Origin of the sequence: Actinacidiphila yeochonensis CN732 (assembly GCF_000745345.1) — a bacterium.
In the GTDB taxonomy this organism is placed as follows: Bacteria; Actinomycetota; Actinomycetes; order Streptomycetales; family Streptomycetaceae; genus Actinacidiphila; species Actinacidiphila yeochonensis.
Genome location: NZ_JQNR01000005.1, coordinates 435,137 through 454,302, shown reverse-complemented (window position 1 = coordinate 454,302; position 19,166 = coordinate 435,137). Strand labels below are relative to the sequence as shown.

Below are 19,166 nucleotides of genomic sequence, written 5' to 3'. Positions count from 1 at the left end.
AAGCGAGGGCGCGCAGACCGTCGTGGCCGCCCAACCGGCAAACCCCCTCCCGCCTCCCGCCTCCCGTCCACGGACCACCGCCGCAGCCGTGCTCCGCGTCGCGCGGCGGTGGTACGGCCGGGGCCCGGTTTCTCACCCGCCGCCCAGGCGGACCACGCGGGCCCAGCCCGGCGGCTGCGGCCTCTGGTACCGGGAGCCGACGGACGGGGAACGCGGAAAGAGGCCCACGACGGTGCGACACGGCGGGCTCGCGGACGGCCAGGGCGTCTGGCCGTCGGTCAGCACCACGACGACGTCCGGCCGGGGGCGGGTACGCAGCGCGGCGGCGAACCCCTGGCGCAGGTCGGTGCCGCCGCCTCCGACCAGCGGGATGCCCTGCGCCCGGCACAGCGGGTGCACCGCCTGGGCGGACGCGTCGCACGACACCACCGTGACGAGGTCGCGCCGGCCGCCCACCGCGCGGGTGATCGCGGCGATCTCCAGCAGCGCCGTGCCGAGCTCCTCGTCGCTCACCGAGCCCGAGGTGTCCACGATCACCGACACGTGCGGCGGGCGCCGCCGCAGGCTGGGCAGCACCGCACCGGGCACCGCGGCGGAACGCCGGGAGGGGCGGCCGTAGCCGTAGTCCTCGCCCGCGCCCGACGCGCCGGCCGCCGCCCGCAGCGCCCCTCCCAGCAGCGCCCGCCACGGCTGCGGCGGGTGGAAGACCTCCTCCGCCCACCGCTCCCATCCCTTCGGCGCGGTGCCGGGGGCGCCGTTGATCCCGCGCGCCACCCGGAAGCGGACCGCGTCCCGTTCCTGCGCGGTCAGCCCGTGGGCGCCGTCCGGCCCCGACTCCCACGCACGGTCCAGCCCGTCGGAGCCGCTGCCGCAGTCCAGCCAGGCCAGGTCCAGCGTGACCGGCTGGAGCCGGAACTGCCGCAGGTACTCCTCCATCAGCAGGCCGGTGGGCAGTCGCAGCCGCTCGGGCCGGACAGCGCCCGCGGGTGCGGTCAGCCCGTCGCCGTAGACGTCGTCGTTGATCTCGCAGTCCGCCGCGATGTTCATCCGCAGCCGCTCCGCCGGACCGTCCACCCCCTCCTCCCGGGCGAACCGGTCGCCGCGGCCGTGGTGGTCGCGCAGCAGGTGCGACACCTCGTGCACCCACACCCCGGCCAGTTCCTCCACGGGCGTGCGGTCGACGAACGACGGTGAGACGTAGCAGCGCCAGTGCCGGTCCACTGCCATCGTGGGCACCTGCGGCGACTCCACGGTGTGCAGCGCGTAGAGCGCGGTCGCCAGGTAGGGCCGAACCCGGGCGGCGTGCAGCCGGGCGGTGTACAGCTTGTCGAGGTCGAGTCTCCCGGACGGTGCGGACAGCCCGGATGTTCCGGACGCCCTGGACGCCCCGGACGTCCCGGGCCGTGCGGGCGTCGGTGACGGCTTCGACGGCTTCGGCCCCGTCGCTGCCTTCGGCGGTGCTGGTGTCGGGGCCGGTGCCGGCACCGGAGTCGGGGCCGTCATCGGCTGCCCCGCGCGCCGCGCGCGTCCCGCTCCGCCACCCTGGCCGCCACCTGGTCCGCCTGCCGGGACAGGGCCACCACTCCGGCGAACCGCTCCACCGCTGTCGGCACGTCCCAGTCCTCGCGGCGCAGCGAGGCCAGCGTCGTCGCGGGCACGGCCACCAGGTCGGGGGCGCCGGTTTCCAACGCCCGCACCAGCAGCGCCCAGGCCGCGTCCCAGCGGGCCCGCTCCGGGCGGCGGCGGACGGCGGCAACGACGCCGTCGAGCACGGCCTGCCGCAGGTCGCCGCGTTCGGGCAGCACCGCGCCGGCCGGGTCGGCGAGCAGCGTCTCGGGGTCCGGCAGGTCCATCCGGTCCAGCGAGGCCAGCAGTTCCAGCCCCGGGCCGTCCCCCACCGTGCCGCGTACCAGCAGCGACAGCACGTCGCGGGAGGCACCCGCGGCGGTGGCGAAGGCGGTCAGCCGCAGCGCCATGTCCCAGCTGCGGGGCGACGGCCACGCCCCGCCGCGCCGGGTCTCGGTCCCCGGCAGTTGGTGCACCAGCGCGGGGCGGGCCGCCAGCAGGCCGCACACCGCGCGGCGGGCGAAGGCCACCGCGTCCGGGAGCGCGTCCGGGTCCAGGCGCGGCAGCTCCGCCCGGGGCCAGGTGCCGCCCAGTCCGCGCACCACCACTTCGTGGTCGCAGTGCCACTGGAGGTGGACGAACCGGTTGGCCAGCGGCGGGCTCAGCTCCCACCCGTCGGCCGCCGAGGAGGGCGGGTTGGCGGCGGCCACGATCCGCACCTCGGGCGGCAGCCGCAGGGCGCCCACGCGCCGTTCGAGGACCAGGCGCAGCAGTGCGGCCTGTACCGCGGGCGGTGCGGTGGACAGCTCGTCCAGGAACAGCAGGCCCCGCCCGGCCCGCACCAGCCGCACCGCCCAGTCCGGCGGGGCCATCGGCACGCCCCGCTCGGCCGGATCGTCACCGAGGACGGGCAGGCCGGAGAAGTCGGTCGGCTCGTGGACGCTGGCGATCACCGTGGTCAGCGGCAGGTCCAGGGCGTCGGCGAGCTGTGTGAGGGCCGCGGTTTTGCCGATGCCCGGGTCACCCCACAGCAGGACGGGCAGATCGGCGGCCACGGCCAGCGTCAGCGCCGACAACTGCTCGTCGGGGCGCGGTTCCGTGGTCGTCTCGCCCAGCAGGGCGAGGAGGTCGGCGGCGGTGTCGAGGGAGCGGCGGCCGGCTCCGGCCGGCGTGGACGTGCGCGTGCGCTCGGACGTGGATGTGGGCGCGGACGTGGATGTGGGCGCGGACGTGGGCGTGGGCGCGGACGTGGATGTGGACGTGGGCGCGGAATGTGACGTGGACGGTGTGAACGATCCGTCCAGAACGGGCGCGTCGGCGGAGGCCGGAGTGGCGGGCAGGGTGGACGTAGGCATGGGCGATCACCTTCGGGGTTCGCGGCGGGCGGGTACGGCGGAGGGCTGCCCCGCTCGCGGGAAAGGTCGGGAAGCGGTGAGCGCACCCGGCACGGGGCGCTGCGGACAGGGGAGAGGTCGGACGGAACGGGACGAGGACGAGGCGAGGCGTCAGGCGAGGCGGTCAGCGCCTCGGGGAGCGGCGAGCCCCGTCGTGAGAGCTGGAGTTGGGTACCAGGCGCCCGTCAGGTGGATCGGGTGGCGAGTCGTGGGCGGAACCGGCGGCCCTGCCGTGCCGTGAGCTGCCCCTTCGGGGGCAGCGCGCCGGGTCGTCCAGGCCGGCCCGGAACAGGCCGTGGTCGATCCGCCGCAGCGCCGCCGCCTCCAGCTCGTCCCGCAGGGTGCCGGCCCGCAGCCGGGCCTGCGGGCCGAGCAGGTCCTCGACGACGGCGAGCGCGCGGGCGATGTCGCCGTGGTCCAGGAGGGCCCGGACGTCTGGCAGCCGCTCGGGGTGGCGGTGCGCCTCGTCGATCGCGCGCAGGCAGGGCAGCGGAGTGCCGGTCAGCGCGGTCAGCAGCTCCTCCCGGCGCACCTCGTCCGGACCGTGGTCCAAGGGTGCCAACACCCCGTCCACCAGGGCGATCCGGTGCATGGCGCCGCGGCACTCCACCATGCGAGGCCGTCCGCCCGGCGCGGGCTCCGCGTTCCCGGTGGCGGAGCCCCCGGCCACGGGTGGGGCCGACCGGTGGCCGGGCGCCAGCGCGGCGGCGACCAGTGGGTGCAGCCGGTCGGCGTCGACCAACCCGGCCCGCAGCAGTTCCAGGTCGGGAAGGACCCAGGTCGCCGCGTCGGGCAGGACCGGTAGCCCACGACCGCCGTCCGGCGGCGCCGAAAGGCGCACCGTCGGTGGCCCGTTCCCGCCCGGCGGCGGCAGCAGGTGTGCGACCAGCCGGTGCCGCGCGCCGAGTCGTACCGCCACCGCGCCGTCCGCGCGCCGTCCGTCGGTGTGCAGCAGCAGTGCCGCCTCGGCGGCCCACCGGCCGACGGCGCAGCCGTGGTCCGGCGGCAGCAGCCGGTACGGGTCGGGGTCGCCCGGCGGCAGGTCGGACGGCAGGTGGGACAGCAGGTCGGCGCCGGACCGGGACGGCAGCTCACCGGTCCGGCGGGCGTCCCACAGGTGGCGGTGGAGGTCCAGGCGGAACCGCTGGTCGGGGTGCGGATGCGGGTGGCGGTGGGCCACCGCGTCGGCGCCCCGGCGGGACCACAGCGCGAGGCTCATCCGCTGCCCGGCGTCCGCCCGCGCGGGCGGCGTCCGGACCACCAGGAGCACCGGCTCGCCGCCGCCCTCCGGGTCGTATCGGGCCAGGGCCGCCGTCAGCCCAGGGCGCAGCAACCCGTCGGGCGCGGTCCTGGGCATGTGCCAGCGCAGCAGGTCAGGGGCGAGGTGGCGCAGGTCGCGGCGGACTCGTGCGGCGAGATCGAGGCCGTGGGAGCGGGCCACGGAACGCAGATCGAGGTCGGTGTCCACGCCCGCTGCGGCGCATGCACCGGCCCAGTCCCCGACGGCGCGCCGGGCTGTGGCGGTCTCGATCATGGAGGGCGGCACGGCGAACTCGCGCACGCGCGGCCAGAAGGAACGTCGGGAGGAGCCGTTCGCGGCGGGGGAGCGCATCAGCACTCACCTTGCGCGGACGGGGCCCCCATTCTCATACGAGAAGAAGTAGTCATCGCCGCGAGCATAGCCCGGCCCGCTCCCGACTCGCCAGCCTCCTCCGGGGGAAGACGTGTTGATGCCAGAGGCGGGGTTCAGCGGTTCCGTGGAACGGAGTTGGCGGCGCTCGGACAGTTCCCACCCTTTGGAAGCTCGACGAACGGAGCGTCGTGGCACGAGAGTTCCGCGCGGGAGTCCGGCCGCCGCGTCGACGACAAGGCCGCTCGTGGGCCCACACTCCAACGACGACGCCGTGTCCCACTGTCCAACCGCCTGGCCGCCTGACCGTCCTCCCGGGTTGCGGAAACGAGGCCCCGTCCGAGCGGACCCGGGAGCGGGCACCTCGGCGGACCCGGCAGCGGGCACTTCTGCGGGCGGCGATACGGGCGGGGTACGAGCGGGGACGTTCATACCGGCGCGACCAGCGGGGGTGAGCGGACGGCGGGCAGCGGCTCTCCGGCTGGAGGGGGTCGGCGGACGGGTCGGGGTGCGGGCGCCCCGAGTCGCTACCGGAGCGGGGCCGGGAGCCGCGCCTGCCTCCTCCCGTCTCCTCCCACTGGCCGACGCGATACCCCAGTCCTGGGCGTGGGCTACCTCACGAAAACCGAACAAACGGAACTAACGGTTCCGAGCGGACGTCAGTCCCAGCGGTTGACCGTTCGGGGACAAGGCAGGCAAGGCGGACAGGCATGGATGAAGGACGGGCCGGTGGGACGGGGAAGCCGCGCAAGGAAGGCAAGAAGGAGGGCAGGCTCGACCTGAACGTGCCGCAGGTCGCGGGGAGCGCGGTGGCCGCTGTGGCCGCCGCGAAGCTGGCGTCCAACCTCGGCGTGTACGGGACGATCATGGGCGCGGGCGTGGTCAGCATCCTGGGCACCTGTGGCGGCTCGATCCTCCAGCACGTCTTCCGCCGTACCGGCCGGCAGGTCCAGGAGGCCGCCCTCCAGGCCCTGCCGCGCAACCGCCAGCTCCCGGTGGAGGCGGCGGGCACCCGCCCCGAGCGCTGGACCGACGGCGACCAGACCTTCCTCCTGGCCCCCTCCGATGCGACAGCCACCGATGCCACGGTCTTCGGCGTGACGGCCCTCGGCCCGACGGCACCGGGCCCGACGGCGCTGGACGCCGCGGCCACCGACGCGACCCGCCTGCTTCCGGCTTCGTCCCCGAGCGCCCCGCCAGCCGGTCCGGATGACGCGACGCGCCTGCTGGCGGCTGGTTCGGATGACGCGACGCGCCTGCTGGCGGCCGGTCCGGACGACGCGACGCGCCTGCTGGCGGCCGGTCCGGATGACGCGACGCGCCTGCTGGCCGGCCCCGGCGGCCCGGGGGGCGGGGACTTCAGCTCCAGCACGCTGCACCGTGCCCGGGGGCGCGGCTGGAAGCGCCCGGCCGTGGCGGTGGCCTGCGCGTTCGGCCTGACGATGGGCGGGATCACCGTCTACGAGGCGGTGTCCGGCCACAGCTTCAGCGGGGACGGCAAGGGCACCACGATCGGCAACGCCTTCACCGGCCACACCTCCTCCGGCTCCGGCGGCGGCGCCCCGTCGCCCACCGACACCGGCGTGCCGTCCGACGGCGCCACCCACCCGGGTACCGGCGACGGCGGCACCTCGTCCACCGGCCGCTCCAGCACTTCCCCGGGGTACGGCAGCTCCACGCCGACCCCGTCGCCCTCCCACTCCTCGACCTCCTCCAGCGGCTCCGGCGGCGGCAACGGCTCCGGCAGCGGCTCCGGCTCGGGAACGGCGGGCTCGACCGGCAGCGGTACCGGCACCGGCACCGGCAGCGGATCGGCCGGCGGTGAGAACGACACGCAGCCGACCCCCTCGGCCACGCCCTCCGCCCCCGCCTCCCCCTCCGCCGGAACGGGCACTGGTACGGGCACCGGCTCCGGAACCGGTACCGGAAGCGGCACCGGCGACTCCCTCAGCGGCGGCAGCACCCTCCCGTAGCCCCTGGGCGGCGCGCCGTCCGGTCACGCTCCCGGGGGCGGGACCGGACGCGGGGGCCGCCGGAAAACACCCCTAACCTGGACGGATGACCGACGACCTGCACCTCGTCCGCCACGGGCTGACGCCCGCCGAGATCGACGAGACCGTCGCGCTGTACGCGGGCAACCCGGAGTACTGCCGAGCCGCCGGGGAGTACGACCCCGACGCGATCCCGGTCGAGCGGGTCGCCGCCGACCTGCGCGAGGAGGCCGCCATGGAGGGCGGCGAGGTGCTGCTCGCGCGCGACGGCTCCGGCCGGGCCGTCGGTGTGCTGTGCCTGCTGCGGCGGCACCCGGTGGACGGCCACCCCTGGATCGGGCTGCTCCTGGTGGACGGCCGCCTGCACCGGCGGGGCGTCGGCCGCGCCATCGTGGCGCTGGCCGAGGAGCGCTTCCGCGACCACCCGGCGGGCGGCCTGCGGCTGGCGGTGCTGGAGTCCAACCCGGCGGCCCTGGCCTTCTGGACCTCGCTCGGCTGGCACGAGATCGACCGCCGCCCCGACCTCCGCCACGGCCGCCCCACCGTCGTGCTCCACAAGCCCCTCCGCTGAACGGCCCCGGCCCCGCCCCGGCCCCGGCTCGCCACCCACCCGGGGTCCTGACGTCCCCACCCCGTACGGGCTTCGGCGTCGGAGGGGAGTGGCAGGATGCCGGTCATGCCGCTTCCCGCAGCCGATGACATCACCACTCTGGTGATCCGTACCGACTTCTCCGACGACGCCGCCTGGGCCGCGCTCCAGCGGGCGCTCGACGACGGACAGGAGTTTTCCGCCGCCACCTACGTGGACGACCGCCGGTTCGCCGGTGTCACCGTCGAGGCGCTGGTCGCCGAGGACGCGGCGGCGGAGGACGAGGACAGGACGTGCGAGGTCTGCCTTGCCGACGCCGTCGCACTCGGCGACCCGGCGTTCCCGCTGCTGGCCGTCGACCTGTACGCCGAGCCGGGGCGGACGTTCCGGTTGCCCGCCCGCTGGTTCCCCGAGATATCGGTGAACCTGAGCCTTGCGAACCTGGACTTCTCCGACTATGCGGACACCGCTGACCCGTCCGGCGTGTTCCGCGGCTTCGGCGGGGACGCGGGCTGAGGGCGCCGGGCGCGGAGGACCGGGGTCCACCGCCTGCCGCCCCGAAACCCCCCGGCCGGGTCCTACGTTCAGGCGTGGGCGGCCTCCAGGGGCGGTGCGGGACGCAGCAACGCCCTTACCGTCGCGAGGTGTTCGGCGAGCCGGTCGGTGGCGGGAGGGGCGGGCTCACGGGTGGCGGCCGTACCCGCGCAGGCCGCGCAGATCCCTGTGTGCGTCCCGTGTGGCAGCGGGTCGCGGCAGTGTGCGCACTCGGCCAGGCCGAGCGCGGGCGCGGCCTCGTCCCGGCGCGGGCGCGGCCTCGTCCCGGCGCGGGCGGGGACGAGGAATGGGCAGCTTGCGGACGAGGCGGTCGGTGAGCAGCCCGCGGGCGCTGAACGCGATCGGCGGCAGGCCGTCCGCCAGGAGAGCCCGTACCTCCGGTTCGGGCACGCCCTGCTCGGCCCACCGCTCGGCCAGCGGGGCGAGCGCGTACGCGTCCCGCGCGCCCAGTGCGAGCCGGGGCTCGGCGGCGGCCAGCCGCGACAGCAGCGCCAGTCCTCGCGCGGGAGCCTCCGGTGGTGCTGCCGGGCGGCCGCCGGGTGCGCCGGTCGCATCCGGCCCAAGGGCGGCGGCCGGCACCTCCCGGACGGCCTTAGTGCGACGGCGAGTTGAGGTGACGTCAGGGAAAGCGGGGGAGGGGAGGGTGGGTTCTTTCCCCTGCTTCTTTCTCCCCGAAGGGGACGTTCCCGCGGTGCCGTTGGCCGGGGCGCCGGGGCCCGGCGGGGCGGGAAGCGGCGACCCCGTCGTGCGCGGCGTGTCGTAGAGGTAGGTCTCGGTGCGGACCTGCCCGCTCTCGGGGTCCCGGACGGTGCTGCGGACGTAGTAGCCGTGGGCGATCAGCTCGTTCACGGCCTTGGCGACGCCGCGGCGGCCGAGTCCCGGGTTCCCGTCCGCGAGGGTGCGGACGTCCGAGCGGGCGCCGTCGGGCAGGGAGAGCAGGTACGCGAGGATGCCGCGGGCGGCGAAGCTGATACGGCTGTCCCGCAGGACGCTGTTGCCCAAGACCGTGAAGGAGCGCGTGTGGGCGGTACGATGGATACGCACTGAAGATGGTTTCTCTTCTGTGTCGGACCCCGGGGTGTTGGCGCACTGCCGGGGTCAATTTGAACGTCTGGTGAGCACGTAGCGTAGCGTGTTGATCACCCATGTTGCCAATCGCCCGTCCGGGTACCTGTTGCGGCGCCCCGCGACCATCGCCCAGCCGTGTACCCCCGTGCCCCGGGCACCGCGCTCCCGCGCCCCCACCCCCCCGCGTCCTCAGCCCACGCCCGCCAGCGCGACGAGGGAGAGCGGCTGGTCCTCCGGGACCGCGACGAGGCCGTCCCGGACCGCCGACCCGGCCCCCGGCCCCGGCTTCCCTCCCGCCCCGGGGGCCGACACCCGTGCTACGCCGGTCCTGTGCCGCCGTGCCTGTCCGTACGTTCCGGCGGCAGGTGGCGGAGGTCCCTGGGCGCGGTGCCGTAGGCGGTGCGGAAGCTGCGGGTGAAGGTGGCGTGGTCCTTGAAGCCCCACCGGGCCGCGATGGCGTGGATGGGCGTGGCCGCCCGGGCCGGATCGGTGAGTTCGTGGCGTGCCGCCTCCAGCCGTTGGTCGCGGATGTAGGCGGCGATGGCGATTCCCTCCGCGCGGAACAGCCCGTAGAGGTGGCTGCGTGAGACGTGCAACGCGGCGGCGACAGCGCTGGGGGTCAGTTCGGGGTCGCCCAGGTTCTGGCGGATGAAGGCCTTCGCCCCGAGTACGGCGGTCCGGCTGCGGGTTTCCGGCTGCAGGTGCTCGTCCGAGTCCAGGACGTTCGCGAAGAGCGCGGTGACCAGGTCGCTGATGACCTGGCCGAGGCGCGGTCCGTCCTCGGCCCGGTAGACGCTGGTGTCCGCCGCCACCTGGGAGACGAACTGCCCCAGCAGCGCGCCCACCCCGTTCCGCCACGAGATCTGCCCCCCGATCACCTGCCGGGCGCTGTCCCACGGTAAGCCCACCAGGCGTTTCGGGACCTCGATGCCGACCATGGCGGCCCGGTCGTGCCCCGTCGAGAGCTCGAAGGGCAGGGAGGTGTCGTTGGTGTGGATGTCGTAAACACGGTAGGCGGCCTCGTTCCGGTCCCAGGAGGCGACCGCGCTGCCGCGCAGGAGAAGGGAGAGGTGGCAGTTCTCCGGGTCGGACTGCCGGATCAGCTTCGGCGTCCGCCGGAAGACCAGATGCTGGAACGTCGCCGGCCAGATCGACACCTCGCCCAGCGTGATCACCCGTTGGTGCGCGTGGAAGTCGGCCGCCGCCTCGCTGCTCAGGTGCATGGGTGCGTACGTCCGGCTCAACAGGTCCTGCCACACCTCGAACCGGTCGGCGGCCGGCAGGTCCTCGCTCCGGAACTCGGTCTCCCTCAGCATGCGCACCTCCCCTGGGACACTCGGTCCCGACGGCCCGCGGTCGCCGCCCCCTCGGAGGCGCGAGTCAACCACTCGTCGCTGAACGGAAAACAAACGCCGCGCCGGACGGCCGGTCCCGCGCTTCGACCGCGCCGGGCGGTCACATCCGCGGCCACGTCGTGGCGCCTTGACGTCGTGGCGCCTTGACGACGTGGCGCCTTGACGACGTGGCGCCTTGACGACGTGGCGTCTTGACGGCGTTTCGCGGATCGATCCACGTCCGGCCGCGGAGCCCCCCCCGACTCCGCGGCCGAACGCTCACAGCACGCGCATCTGTGGTTGCCCGGCCGCCGCTGGTCGCGCGGGCAGACGGCGGCCGGGCTCGGTCGGTGCACGAGTCCCTCCCTGGCGTTGTGACCCGGGTCGGCACGGGACCGGATGGTGCCGTGCGCGGGTCGCGGACGTCCCCCCCGAGTGGCCGTCCGGCGGATCACGTTGCCCTGTGGAGACGACTCAGCACCGTGGACGCGGTGCTGCGGTCTGTGGGATCACCGCCCGGTGGGCACCCAAGGGCTGCACAGGAGGCTGGAGGCGACGACACACGCCTTGATCTCGACGATGGGGTTGGACTGGACGTCGGTGGTCTCGGTGCAGCTGCCGCTGCCGTTGGAGTCGTACAGGATCGCCTCGGACCCGGACGCGCGGTAGTAGTAGGCGCGCACCCCGTACCCGTCCGCGTGGGTGTCGCAGACCCTGACCGCGCCGTTGGCCCCGTAGGACAGGGCCTGCGCGCTCTCGTAGCCGTTGACGTACACGGTGGCGGTGGCGGTGGCGGCCTGCGCGGTTCCCGAGAGCGCCAACGTGCCCAGCAGAGCGGCGGCGGTGGCGGCCAGGGTGTACTTCGTCTTCCGGTACCCGGACAGGGGCATCCGCCGCACGGTGCGCTGTACGGGCCGTACACGTTCCGCGGCCCCGGGCCCGGACGCGGTCGTGGTGGTCGGAGCGACCGCTCGCGAAGCGGCTGTCGTACCGACGGTTCGAGTCTTCATTTCAGCTCCCCCTAGCCCTGCGTGAATCGCGGCAGGAACCCGCTGTCCGCGGAGATACCGTGGCCGCGAGATCGGTGCGCGCGATCCCGTCCTCCGCGGCGGACGGTCACCTCGCGCTGAAAGGAAGACTAGGACGCCCCTTCGGGCCGCCGCCTTGACGAAGCGTGGCGGCTTGCTTGACGATGCGTCTCCCGCCGCCGGGGTCCGTTCGCGTGAGCCGGAAGGTCCCGGCCGCCGCCTCGTCCACGCCCGCCCGGGCCTCAGTCCACACCCGCCCGCGTCCTCAGTCCACGCCCGCCCGCGTCCTCAGTCCACGCCCGCCAGCGCGACGATGTGCGCGGCGGTGCCCGCCGGGTCGACGGTCTGGTGGAGGTGCGCGCCGGGCGAACTCGCCACCAGCCAGCCGCGCGCGGCAGCCTCCTCGGCGGCGTCGTCGTACGGCGGGCCGAAGAGCAGGTAGGAGCACGGGTGGTCGTCCCAGCCGGCCGGTACGGGCAGGTGCTGCTCGTAGTACGACAGCGGCAGCCGGGGCTGCTCCTCGACGATCGCCGCGCGGGTCAGCGGGTCGGCGAACATCGGGGCGACGTCCTCCTCGTCCCACCAGTCCGTCCATCGCGGCAGCATCCCGTCCACCGCCAACGGGTCGAGGAAGTCGAGCAGTTCGGGCGGTGCCATCGGGGTGCTGCCGGTGCGGGCGGGCAGCGCGGCGTCCACGAAGACCGACGCGGCCACGGGGTTGGGCAGGCCGTCGGCGATCGCGGGCAGGAACAGCCCGGCGTTGCTGTGCGCGACGAGGGCGAGCGGCTGGTCCTCCGGGACCGCGACGAGGCCGTCCCGGACCGCCGCCACGACCTCCGGCCAGAACGGCGGCTCGGCCGCGCCCACGTCCAGCAGCGACGGCACGCGCACCTCGTGCCCCGTCGTGATCAGCCGGTCGGCCACCGGCAGCCAGGTCGAGGGGCCCACCGAGGGGCTGTGGACGAGGACGAAGAGGGGGGCTTCCATGACCACCACCCTGCCCAGTCGACCGTGCCGTCATGGCATTTTCGTCCGACGGTGAACACCCGCACCTCACGCCCCTGCGGTTACGGCAGGCGCTCCCGCTGCGCCTGGTAGGCGGCGGTGACCAGCAGCAGGCCGGTCGGCATGACGAAGACGCCGATGAGGAAGGTGAGGAAGCCCGCTACGGCCGTGCCCAGCAGGAGCCCCGACAGTGCCCAGGCCACTGGCAGGGCCCAGCCGCGCCCACCCCGGCGGCACGCGCGCACCAGCACGGCGACGAGCGCCGCCACCAGCAGCGGAACCCCGGCCGGCAGCAGCACCAGCGGGCCGTGCGCCTGGTAGAGGCTGTCGCGCGGCTGGACCCCCGCGCGGTCGGAGTCGACGGTCTCGATCGGCAGCGCCAACGCCAGGACGAGGACGGCCACGCCGGTGGCGACCGCCCAGGACGCGAGGGCGTCGGCGGGCCGGCGGCGGGTGCCGGGGTGGCGCGGGAGCGGCTGGTCGTACCAGGGCGAGCGGCGAGCGTCCATGCGGCATCAGCCTTCGGTCGGTGGTGCCCGGTGGGAGACGGCGTCCGGAGGGGGGAGACGGTGTCCCGGTCCGTCGTGTCCCCGGTTTCGAGCAGCTGCTCACATCGTAGGAGCGGACTCCGGCAAAGGAGCCGGCCCGGGCCGTGTCGCAGGACCCGGACCTGGGTCGTGTCGCAGGACCCGGCCCGGGCCGTGTCGCCGGGCCCGACCCGGGCCCTGTCGCCGCGCCCTGGCCGCACCGGAGTCGGGCCTGCGGATCGCCGAACGGAGCGTCCCCTGGCGGCAGTTCGCCGCGGAGATGTCATGCGAGGCGTCGAACGGCGTCCCCTTCGCGGGGACACCGGCCCTCGTGTGCGGCGCGGTCAACGGCGCCCGAGGTGGCGTACGGCACGCCCGGACGCTCTTGTCACGGGCCTGCGGCCGGCGGTACATCTGCGCTGGTGGACCAGGGTGGGGCGCGGAGGAAGAGGGGCGGATGGCGGGCGGGTTGTACGCGGCGCAGTTGATCCTCAACGGAGCCGAAGTGGTCCTGTCGCTTCGGCTGCTGCTGGGCACGCGCGTCCTGAAGGGGTGGCGCTTCCTCGTGTGGATGGCGCTCCTGCTGACGGCCGGAGTGGAACTGCCGCACGTCTACCCGCTGGGACACGCGACGTTCCTCTCCCTGGCTCTCCAGTGCGCGGCCGTCCTGGTCCTGGTACTCCTCCGGAGGGACGGGAGGTCCCGGGCCGCCGGCGCGGCGGCGGGCCGGGCCAGGGGGACGAGGCGACGGGCTCGGTGATCGCCGGTCGGCCGTGGTCGCGGCTGGCGCCCCGGGCGGCGTCTGCCCGACCAGCGTCTGCCCGACCAGCCCGATCCGCGCTCTGCCCGGGGCCCGCAGGCCCCGGAGGCGGGCCGAGGGTGCGTCCCACCCGGCCCCGGAGGATAGTGGGGAAGGGGTACATATCGGCTATATCGATGTGCCCGCCTCCAGATATGGCGTGGGTTCCACCGCGAACCCCCCGCGGGAGCGCAGCGCTCGCGTCGTATGGAAGCCCAGACGGCTGCCCTTTGCGCGGGTCGGGGCCGCGGCTCAGCCGGGACGGGACGACGGACGCAAGGGCGTAGATCATGGACAAGACCACCAGGGCGACGCTGGCCGTCGGGATGACCGCCGGCTACGTCGTCGGGCGGACGAAGAAGGGCAAGCTCGCGCTGAGCCTGCTCTCCATCGCCGCGGGGCGCAGCCTCGATCCCGCCACCCTGCTGGGGCAGGGGATGCGCAAGCTCGCACAGAGCCCGCAGTTCGGTGAGCTGAGCGATCACCTGCGCCACGAAATCCTGGACACCGGACGCACCGCGGTCAAGGACCGGGCGAACCTCGGCGTCGAAGCCCTCACAGAGGCGCTCCGCAACCGGACCGAAGCCCTCCTGAACGAGGAGGACGAGGACGAGGACGGCGGCGACGAGGACACCGGCGAGGACGAAGCCGGCGAGGACGAAGCCGGCGAGGCCGAAGCCGGCGAGGACGAGGACGGGTCGGACGAGGACACCTCCGACGAGGCCGAGGACGCCGACGAGGCTGAGGACTCTGAAGAGGCCGAGGACGCCGCCAAGGCGGAGAAGGAGAAGTCCCGCCGCCGCAGCGAGCGCCGCACCCGCGCACCGAAGAGCGGGAAGGCCAAGCCCACCCGCTCCCGGGAGTCCGCCTCGTCGTCCCGCACCCCCTCCGCGTCCGGTCGGGGCGGGAAGCCCGCCGGGACCGCCGGAAAGAGCTCCCGGCGCCGGACCTCCGCCGAGAAGCCGTCGGGCGGGAAGCCCGGCCGGAAGACGTCGGCCGGCAGCAGTAGCAGGAGCAAGCCCCGAGGAGGTGACCAGTGATGACGAAGACCGAACAGGCACCGACCGACGGCGCCGGACCGCTGGACGAACTCAGGTCCGAACTTGCCAACTACCTTGGCGCCAAGGCCAAGGACCTGATCAGCTCAGCAGCCGGGAGCATCCCCGGTCTCGGCTCCTCGGACGGCGACGGTCCCTCCGGCCTGGCGCACTTCCTCCCGGGCGGCGGAGGCGTGAAGGGGCTGGCCGGGGGCATGGTGAAGGGCACCGTGGGGAAGGCCGGCGGCATGGTCAAGGGCGCGGCGGACAAGGCGACGGACACCGTGAAGGGCGCGGTGGGCGGCGGCGGCAGCGGCGCCGGCGACAGCAAGGCGATGGTGATCACCGAGAGCATCGACGTCGGGCTTCCGCGCCGCGAGGTGTACGACTACTGGACCGACCTTGAGTCCTTCTCGTCCTTCGCCAAGGGCGTGACCAGCGTGTCCGCCGGCGACGACGAGACGGAGAGCGACTGGAAGCTCAAGGTCGCGTTCTCCAACCGCAGCTTCAAGGCCACCGTGCAGGAGCAGATCCCGGACGAGCGGATCGTCTGGGACTCCGAGGGCGACAAGGGCACCACCCACGGCGCCGTCAGCTTCCACGAACTCACCCCGGACCTCACCCGGGTCGTGGTGGTCGTCGAGTACCGCCCGGTCGGCTTCTTCGAGAAGACCGGCAACATCTGGCGCGCCCAGGGCCGCCGCCTCCGGCTCGACCTCAAGCGCTTCCAGCGCTACGTCACGCTCACCGACGAACCCCCCGAGGGATGGCGCGGTGAGATCCAGGACGGCGAGGTCACCCGCTCGCACGAGGACGCGGTCGAGGAGGAGGAAGCCGAGGACGACGAGGCCGAGGAGACCGACGAGGCCGACGAGTCGGACGAGGTCGAGAACGGGGAAGCGGACGACGAGGAGGCGGAGGACGAGGACGACGACACCGCCGAAGCCGACGACGAGAAGGAATGAGCCGATGGCGCACGGCAGCCGCGGCACCGACAGCCCCGACCGGACCGATACCGACACCGACGTCGATACCGAAACCGGTATTGACACCGACACCGACACCGACACCGAGGCCGTCAGCCGGAGAGGCGCGGTTCCTGACGACGACGGGACGCGCACGCCGAAGGGCGCCGACATCGAGAAGGCGTCGGAACGAGCCCCCGGTCGCGGGCGGGAGGGCCGCCGCCAGGCTCGCGCCGAGGACGCCCAGGCGAACGACTACGCGTACGAGCCCACCCGCGACCCCAACCCCGAACCCGACGTCTACCTCGACGTACCTGTCCTGAAGGTCGACGAAATCGAGCTGGACGTCGAGGACTTGCGTGCCAAGGTCTCACTCCAGGCTGAGGTTCTCGACCTGTTGAAGCTCAACGTCGGAGCCGACGTCGGGCTCGGCCGGGTCCACCTCGGCATCAAGGGGGTCGAGGCGCAGGCGCTGCTGAAGGTACGGCTCGCCAACGTGCTCGCGATGATCGAACGCGTCCTGACCACCATCGACCGCAACCCCCAGATCCTGGAGAACCTGACCGCCTCGGTCGGCTCGGCCGTCGAGGAGGTCGGCACCGGTACGGGCCGCGCCGTCGGCGAGATCGGCCGTGGCGCGGGCGGTGCGGTGGAGGACGTCGGCAGGGGCGCGGGCTCGGCGGTCGAGGACGTGGGCCGTGGTGCCGGCGGCGCCGTGGAGGACGTCGGCAGGGGCGCGGGCGGCGCCGTGGAGGACGTCGGGAAGGGCGCGGGCGGCGCTGTGGAGGACGTCGGGAAGGGCGCCGGTGGTGCCGTGGAGGGTGTCGGGAAGGGCGCCGGGGAGGCGGCCGGGGAGGTCGGCGAGGCGGCCGGGGACGTCGCGAAGGGCGCCGGGGAGGCGGCCGGGGAGGTCGGCGAGGCGGCCGGGGACGTCGCGAAGGGCGCCGGGGAGGCAGCCGGGGACGTCGGCAAGGCGGCCGGTGATGTGGGTAAGGCGGCCGGCGGTGTGGGCGAGGCGGCGGGGGATGTCGCGAAGGACGCGGGGGATGCCGCGAAGGGCGCGGGGGAGGCGGCCGGGGACGTCGGCAGGGGCGCGGGTGAGACGGCCGGGGAGGTCGGCCGGAGCGCGGGCGAGGCGGCAGGCGGCACGGGCCGGGAGGCGGCGGAGGCCACCGACACCGTGAGCGAGGGCGTGGGGAAGACGACGGAGGGGGCCGAACGGACCACCCGCCACACCGTCCAGAGCACCGGCGCCGAGGCTGGAGACGCGGCCGAGTACGTCAACGGCGAGGCCTGCCGCAAGGCACCGAGGGCGAACCCCGAGGACGCCTCCCCGCATCGGGACGCCCATCCCGACGCCCCCTCCGGTAGCCGCCGCAAGAGGTCCGCGAAGCGGCGCGAGACGACGGCGAACGGCGTGAGCGGCCGGCGGCGCAGGGAACGGACCGAGCAGACCGAGCACACGGCCGGCACCCGGCACCGGGCCGGGACCGTCGGCGAGCGGCGCAGGCGTGCCTCGGCGGGGCACGGACACTCCCGTTAGGCGGGCTCCCGGGAGAGGTGACCGGTCGCGCCGGGAGGCGAGCGGTCGCAGCGCGGGAAACCCGGGCCCGGCCACGGGTTTCGGCCTGCGATGAGACGGCGGCCTCGTCACCTGCGGCGACGCGTGTCACCGCAGTCGGCCCCGTGCGTACTTCTCCCGGTTCTGCCCTGACCGCCCGTGACCCGGCACCGAGGAACCGCTGAACCGCAACAGCCGGAACCGGCGCCGGGATCGTACGCGTGGCTTCTGAGGGTCGACGGCCGGTCGCCGTCCGGAGTGAGCCTGCGGTCGACACACCGTCTTCGGCGGACGCTAAAGGGCGACCGTGCTGGTTACAGCCCTCAGTGAGTGGCTGCCACCAGCACGGTCGCCTGGCGCGATCCCGGCCGGATCAGGGGTGGTAGATCTCCTCCAGCGTGGTGATCTGGCTCGCGCTGTTGAGCCGGTAGGCGAAGTACGGGGTGTTCTCCAGCTGGTGGCTGACCAGCCAGCTCGGGGCGACCGACTCCAGGTCGGTACCGCTGAGCACCTTGACGGAGGGGCTCTCGCTGAAGACGTACGCCTGGGAGGACGTGATCGCGGTGTACTCGACGTCCTCGTCGTCGTTCGCGTTGACCTTGCACGTCTCCTTGCTGATGTTCACGACCGTGTTGCCCTGGAAGGTCTTGGCGGAGTCGAGCTTGAGGAAGCCGTCGTACCCCGACGGCACGGCGCACGCCTTCCAGCTGACGCTCGAACCGCTGCCCGATCCCTTGCTGCCGCTGCCCGAGGAGATGTTCTGCCCGCTCGTGCTCTTGCTGGAGCCGGCCGACGTGCCCGAACCACCCGTGGTCGCTGCCTTGGTGGGGGCGGAAGCGGTGGTCCCCGAGCCGCCCGTGCTCGAACCCCCGCCGCTGGTCGAGCTGTCCGCCGTACCGGACTGGCTCGGCGTGGACGAGGTGGCGGTCGTGGCCGTGCCGGCCGTCGCGGATGTGCTCGGGGCACTCGCCGACGCGTTCGAGCCGGAGCCGGACGACCCGCACGCGGTGGTGAGGAGCGCGACGGCGGAGGCGAGGACGACGGCGGCGGAGACGTGACGGCGGTTCATGGACACTCCCAGTGACGAAGATCGGCTGAGGCCAAGACTGACACGGCGTACGAGCGCGCCGGTACCTTCTCTGACCTGCTGTGACGTAACAGGGACAACCGTCATACGACGGAGACGACCTGCACCGCGACGCGACCCGGTGTCCCGTCGAGGTGACGTAGGTGCGGTGGATGTTCCTTTCTTCTCCATGCCGATGGCGTTCTGTCACACCGCTGCAACAGGGGCTGACCTGCGGTGTTGGAGCGTGCCAAGGTCGTCTCAGCAGCCGGTGGCCGTCGGAGCGCCGGCGGCCCGCACGAGAGACGTCGGCGCCACCACTACACAGGGTGAGCGCAGCGAGAGGGAAGAGGCAGACATGCGTAAGAGGACTGCTCGTTGGGGCCTGTCGGCAGTTGTCGCTGTGACCGCCGGCCTGGCGTTGACGGCGTGCGGATCGAGCGGCACGACCTCCGCTTCCAACGCCGCGAACCCGTCGGTCACCATGTCCTCTGGCGCCTCGGGCACCTCGGGCAGCACCGCCGCCCCCTCGGGCCACTCCACGGCGAGCACGTCCGGCGCGAGCGGTTCCCGTACGACCAGCTCGGGTACGGGGGGCACGTCCGGCGCGGCGAGCACGGACGAGCGGTGCACGAACCGCTTCAACTACGCGAACGACCCCCGCAGCAACGCGGACATCAACTCCATCGGCGCTTCCACGGGCACCTGCCCGGCACCGGAGCACGCGTCGCAGGCGGACCAGCCGCAGGAGACGCAGACGCAGACGCCGGCGCCGCAGGAGACGCAGCCCTACACCTCGGTGCAACTGGACGAGAGGTGCACCAACCGCTTCGACTACGGCAACGACCCTCGCCCCAACGTGGAGATCAACTCCATCGGGCACGACACCGGCTTCTGCCCGCAGCCGCAGGGCTCGTCGCAGACGTACACCTCGGTGCAGTTGGACGAGAGGTGCACGAACATGTTCGACTACGCGGACGACCCTCGTCCCAACGTGGAGATCAACTCCATCGGCTACGACACCGGCTTCTGCCCGGCCGTCCCCAAGTAG

18 protein-coding genes are annotated in these 19,166 nt (G+C 74.0%); 9 read left to right on the top strand and 9 right to left on the bottom strand.

All coding sequences use genetic code 11. The features are described from left to right. Positions 1-132: 132 nt before the first annotated feature. The 3 genes from BS72_RS14110 to BS72_RS14100 form a co-directional block, all read right to left on the bottom strand. Positions 133-1,503 (bottom strand): vWA domain-containing protein, encoded by a 1,371-nt coding sequence (locus BS72_RS14110; RefSeq protein WP_078901353.1) that lies wholly within the window; start codon positions 1,501-1,503, stop codon positions 133-135. Continuing rightward, a complete protein-coding gene (locus BS72_RS14105; protein ID WP_232792401.1) occupies positions 1,500-2,921 on the bottom strand; it encodes an AAA family ATPase in 1,422 nt (473 codons plus the stop codon). The genes BS72_RS14110 and BS72_RS14105 overlap by 4 nt, the downstream gene beginning before the upstream one ends. Positions 2,922-3,084: 163 nt before the next feature. Next, entirely contained in the window at positions 3,085-4,572 is a 1,488-nt protein-coding gene (locus BS72_RS14100; RefSeq protein ID WP_051951097.1) for a hypothetical protein, read from the bottom strand. 728 nt (positions 4,573-5,300) lie between these two features. Here BS72_RS14100 and BS72_RS14095 point away from each other — a divergent pair. From BS72_RS14095 to BS72_RS14085, 3 genes are all read left to right on the top strand, one after another. Next, positions 5,301-6,563: a hypothetical protein gene (locus BS72_RS14095; protein WP_051951096.1), complete on the top strand. Its 1,263-nt coding sequence runs from the start codon at positions 5,301-5,303 to the stop codon at positions 6,561-6,563. 85 nt (positions 6,564-6,648) lie between these two features. Then, a complete protein-coding gene (locus BS72_RS14090; RefSeq protein ID WP_051951095.1) occupies positions 6,649-7,152 on the top strand; it encodes a GNAT family N-acetyltransferase in 504 nt (167 codons plus the stop codon). A 105-nt stretch (positions 7,153-7,257) separates the two neighbouring features. Beyond that, positions 7,258-7,686 carry a DUF6924 domain-containing protein gene (locus tag BS72_RS14085; protein WP_232792400.1) on the top strand — a complete coding sequence of 143 codons (429 nt, stop codon included), beginning with the start codon at positions 7,258-7,260 and terminating at the stop codon, positions 7,684-7,686. A 165-nt stretch (positions 7,687-7,851) separates the two neighbouring features. Here BS72_RS14085 and BS72_RS32305 read toward each other — a convergent pair whose 3' ends face one another. The 5 genes from BS72_RS32305 to BS72_RS14060 form a co-directional block, all read right to left on the bottom strand. Then, entirely contained in the window at positions 7,852-8,727 is an 876-nt protein-coding gene (locus BS72_RS32305) for a helix-turn-helix domain-containing protein (RefSeq protein ID WP_051951093.1), read from the bottom strand. 383 nt (positions 8,728-9,110) lie between these two features. Further along, entirely contained in the window at positions 9,111-10,109 is a 999-nt protein-coding gene (locus tag BS72_RS14075; RefSeq protein WP_051951092.1) for a helix-turn-helix domain-containing protein, read from the bottom strand. A gap of 527 nt (positions 10,110-10,636) precedes the next feature. Then, positions 10,637-11,017, bottom strand: coding sequence for a hypothetical protein (locus BS72_RS14070; protein WP_037910815.1), 381 nt, complete (start codon positions 11,015-11,017; stop codon positions 10,637-10,639). Between the two features lie 426 nt (positions 11,018-11,443). Beyond that, entirely contained in the window at positions 11,444-12,142 is a 699-nt protein-coding gene (locus tag BS72_RS14065) for a hypothetical protein (RefSeq protein WP_037915758.1), read from the bottom strand. Between the two features lie 80 nt (positions 12,143-12,222). Continuing rightward, positions 12,223-12,669 carry a hypothetical protein gene (locus tag BS72_RS14060; protein ID WP_037910812.1) on the bottom strand — a complete coding sequence of 149 codons (447 nt, stop codon included), beginning with the start codon at positions 12,667-12,669 and terminating at the stop codon, positions 12,223-12,225. A gap of 475 nt (positions 12,670-13,144) precedes the next feature. On the opposite strand from BS72_RS14060, the gene BS72_RS14055 reads away from it, so the two are divergent. The 4 genes from BS72_RS14055 to BS72_RS38260 all read left to right on the top strand — a co-directional run bounded on the left by BS72_RS14055 (position 13,145) and on the right by BS72_RS38260 (position 17,031). Then, the gene (locus tag BS72_RS14055; RefSeq protein WP_037910809.1) at positions 13,145-13,447 is read left to right on the top strand and encodes a hypothetical protein; all 303 of its coding nucleotides are present in this window, start codon (positions 13,145-13,147) and stop codon (positions 13,445-13,447) included. A 329-nt stretch (positions 13,448-13,776) separates the two neighbouring features. Continuing rightward, complete coding sequence (locus BS72_RS36485; RefSeq protein WP_037910807.1) at positions 13,777-14,526, top strand: hypothetical protein; 750 nt, start codon at positions 13,777-13,779, stop codon at positions 14,524-14,526. Beyond that, a complete protein-coding gene (locus BS72_RS14045) occupies positions 14,526-15,488 on the top strand; it encodes an SRPBCC family protein (protein ID WP_037910805.1) in 963 nt (320 codons plus the stop codon). Before BS72_RS36485 ends, BS72_RS14045 begins: the two co-directional genes overlap by 1 nt. A gap of 4 nt (positions 15,489-15,492) precedes the next feature. After that, on the top strand, positions 15,493-17,031 hold the full coding sequence (locus BS72_RS38260; RefSeq protein WP_232792399.1) for a hypothetical protein: 1,539 nt from the start codon (positions 15,493-15,495) through the stop codon (positions 17,029-17,031). 391 nt (positions 17,032-17,422) lie between these two features. Here the strand turns inward: BS72_RS38260 and BS72_RS14035 are convergent, their stop codons facing one another. Next, positions 17,423-17,740 carry a hypothetical protein gene (locus BS72_RS14035; protein ID WP_037910803.1) on the bottom strand — a complete coding sequence of 106 codons (318 nt, stop codon included), beginning with the start codon at positions 17,738-17,740 and terminating at the stop codon, positions 17,423-17,425. Between BS72_RS14035 and BS72_RS14030 the strand changes: the two genes are divergently transcribed. Further along, the gene (locus BS72_RS14030) at positions 17,712-18,107 is read left to right on the top strand and encodes a hypothetical protein (protein WP_157856225.1); all 396 of its coding nucleotides are present in this window, start codon (positions 17,712-17,714) and stop codon (positions 18,105-18,107) included. The two genes, BS72_RS14035 and BS72_RS14030, sit on opposite strands and share 29 nt — an antisense overlap. 366 nt (positions 18,108-18,473) lie before the next feature. Next, a complete protein-coding gene (locus BS72_RS14025) occupies positions 18,474-19,166 on the top strand; it encodes a hypothetical protein (RefSeq protein WP_157856224.1) in 693 nt (230 codons plus the stop codon).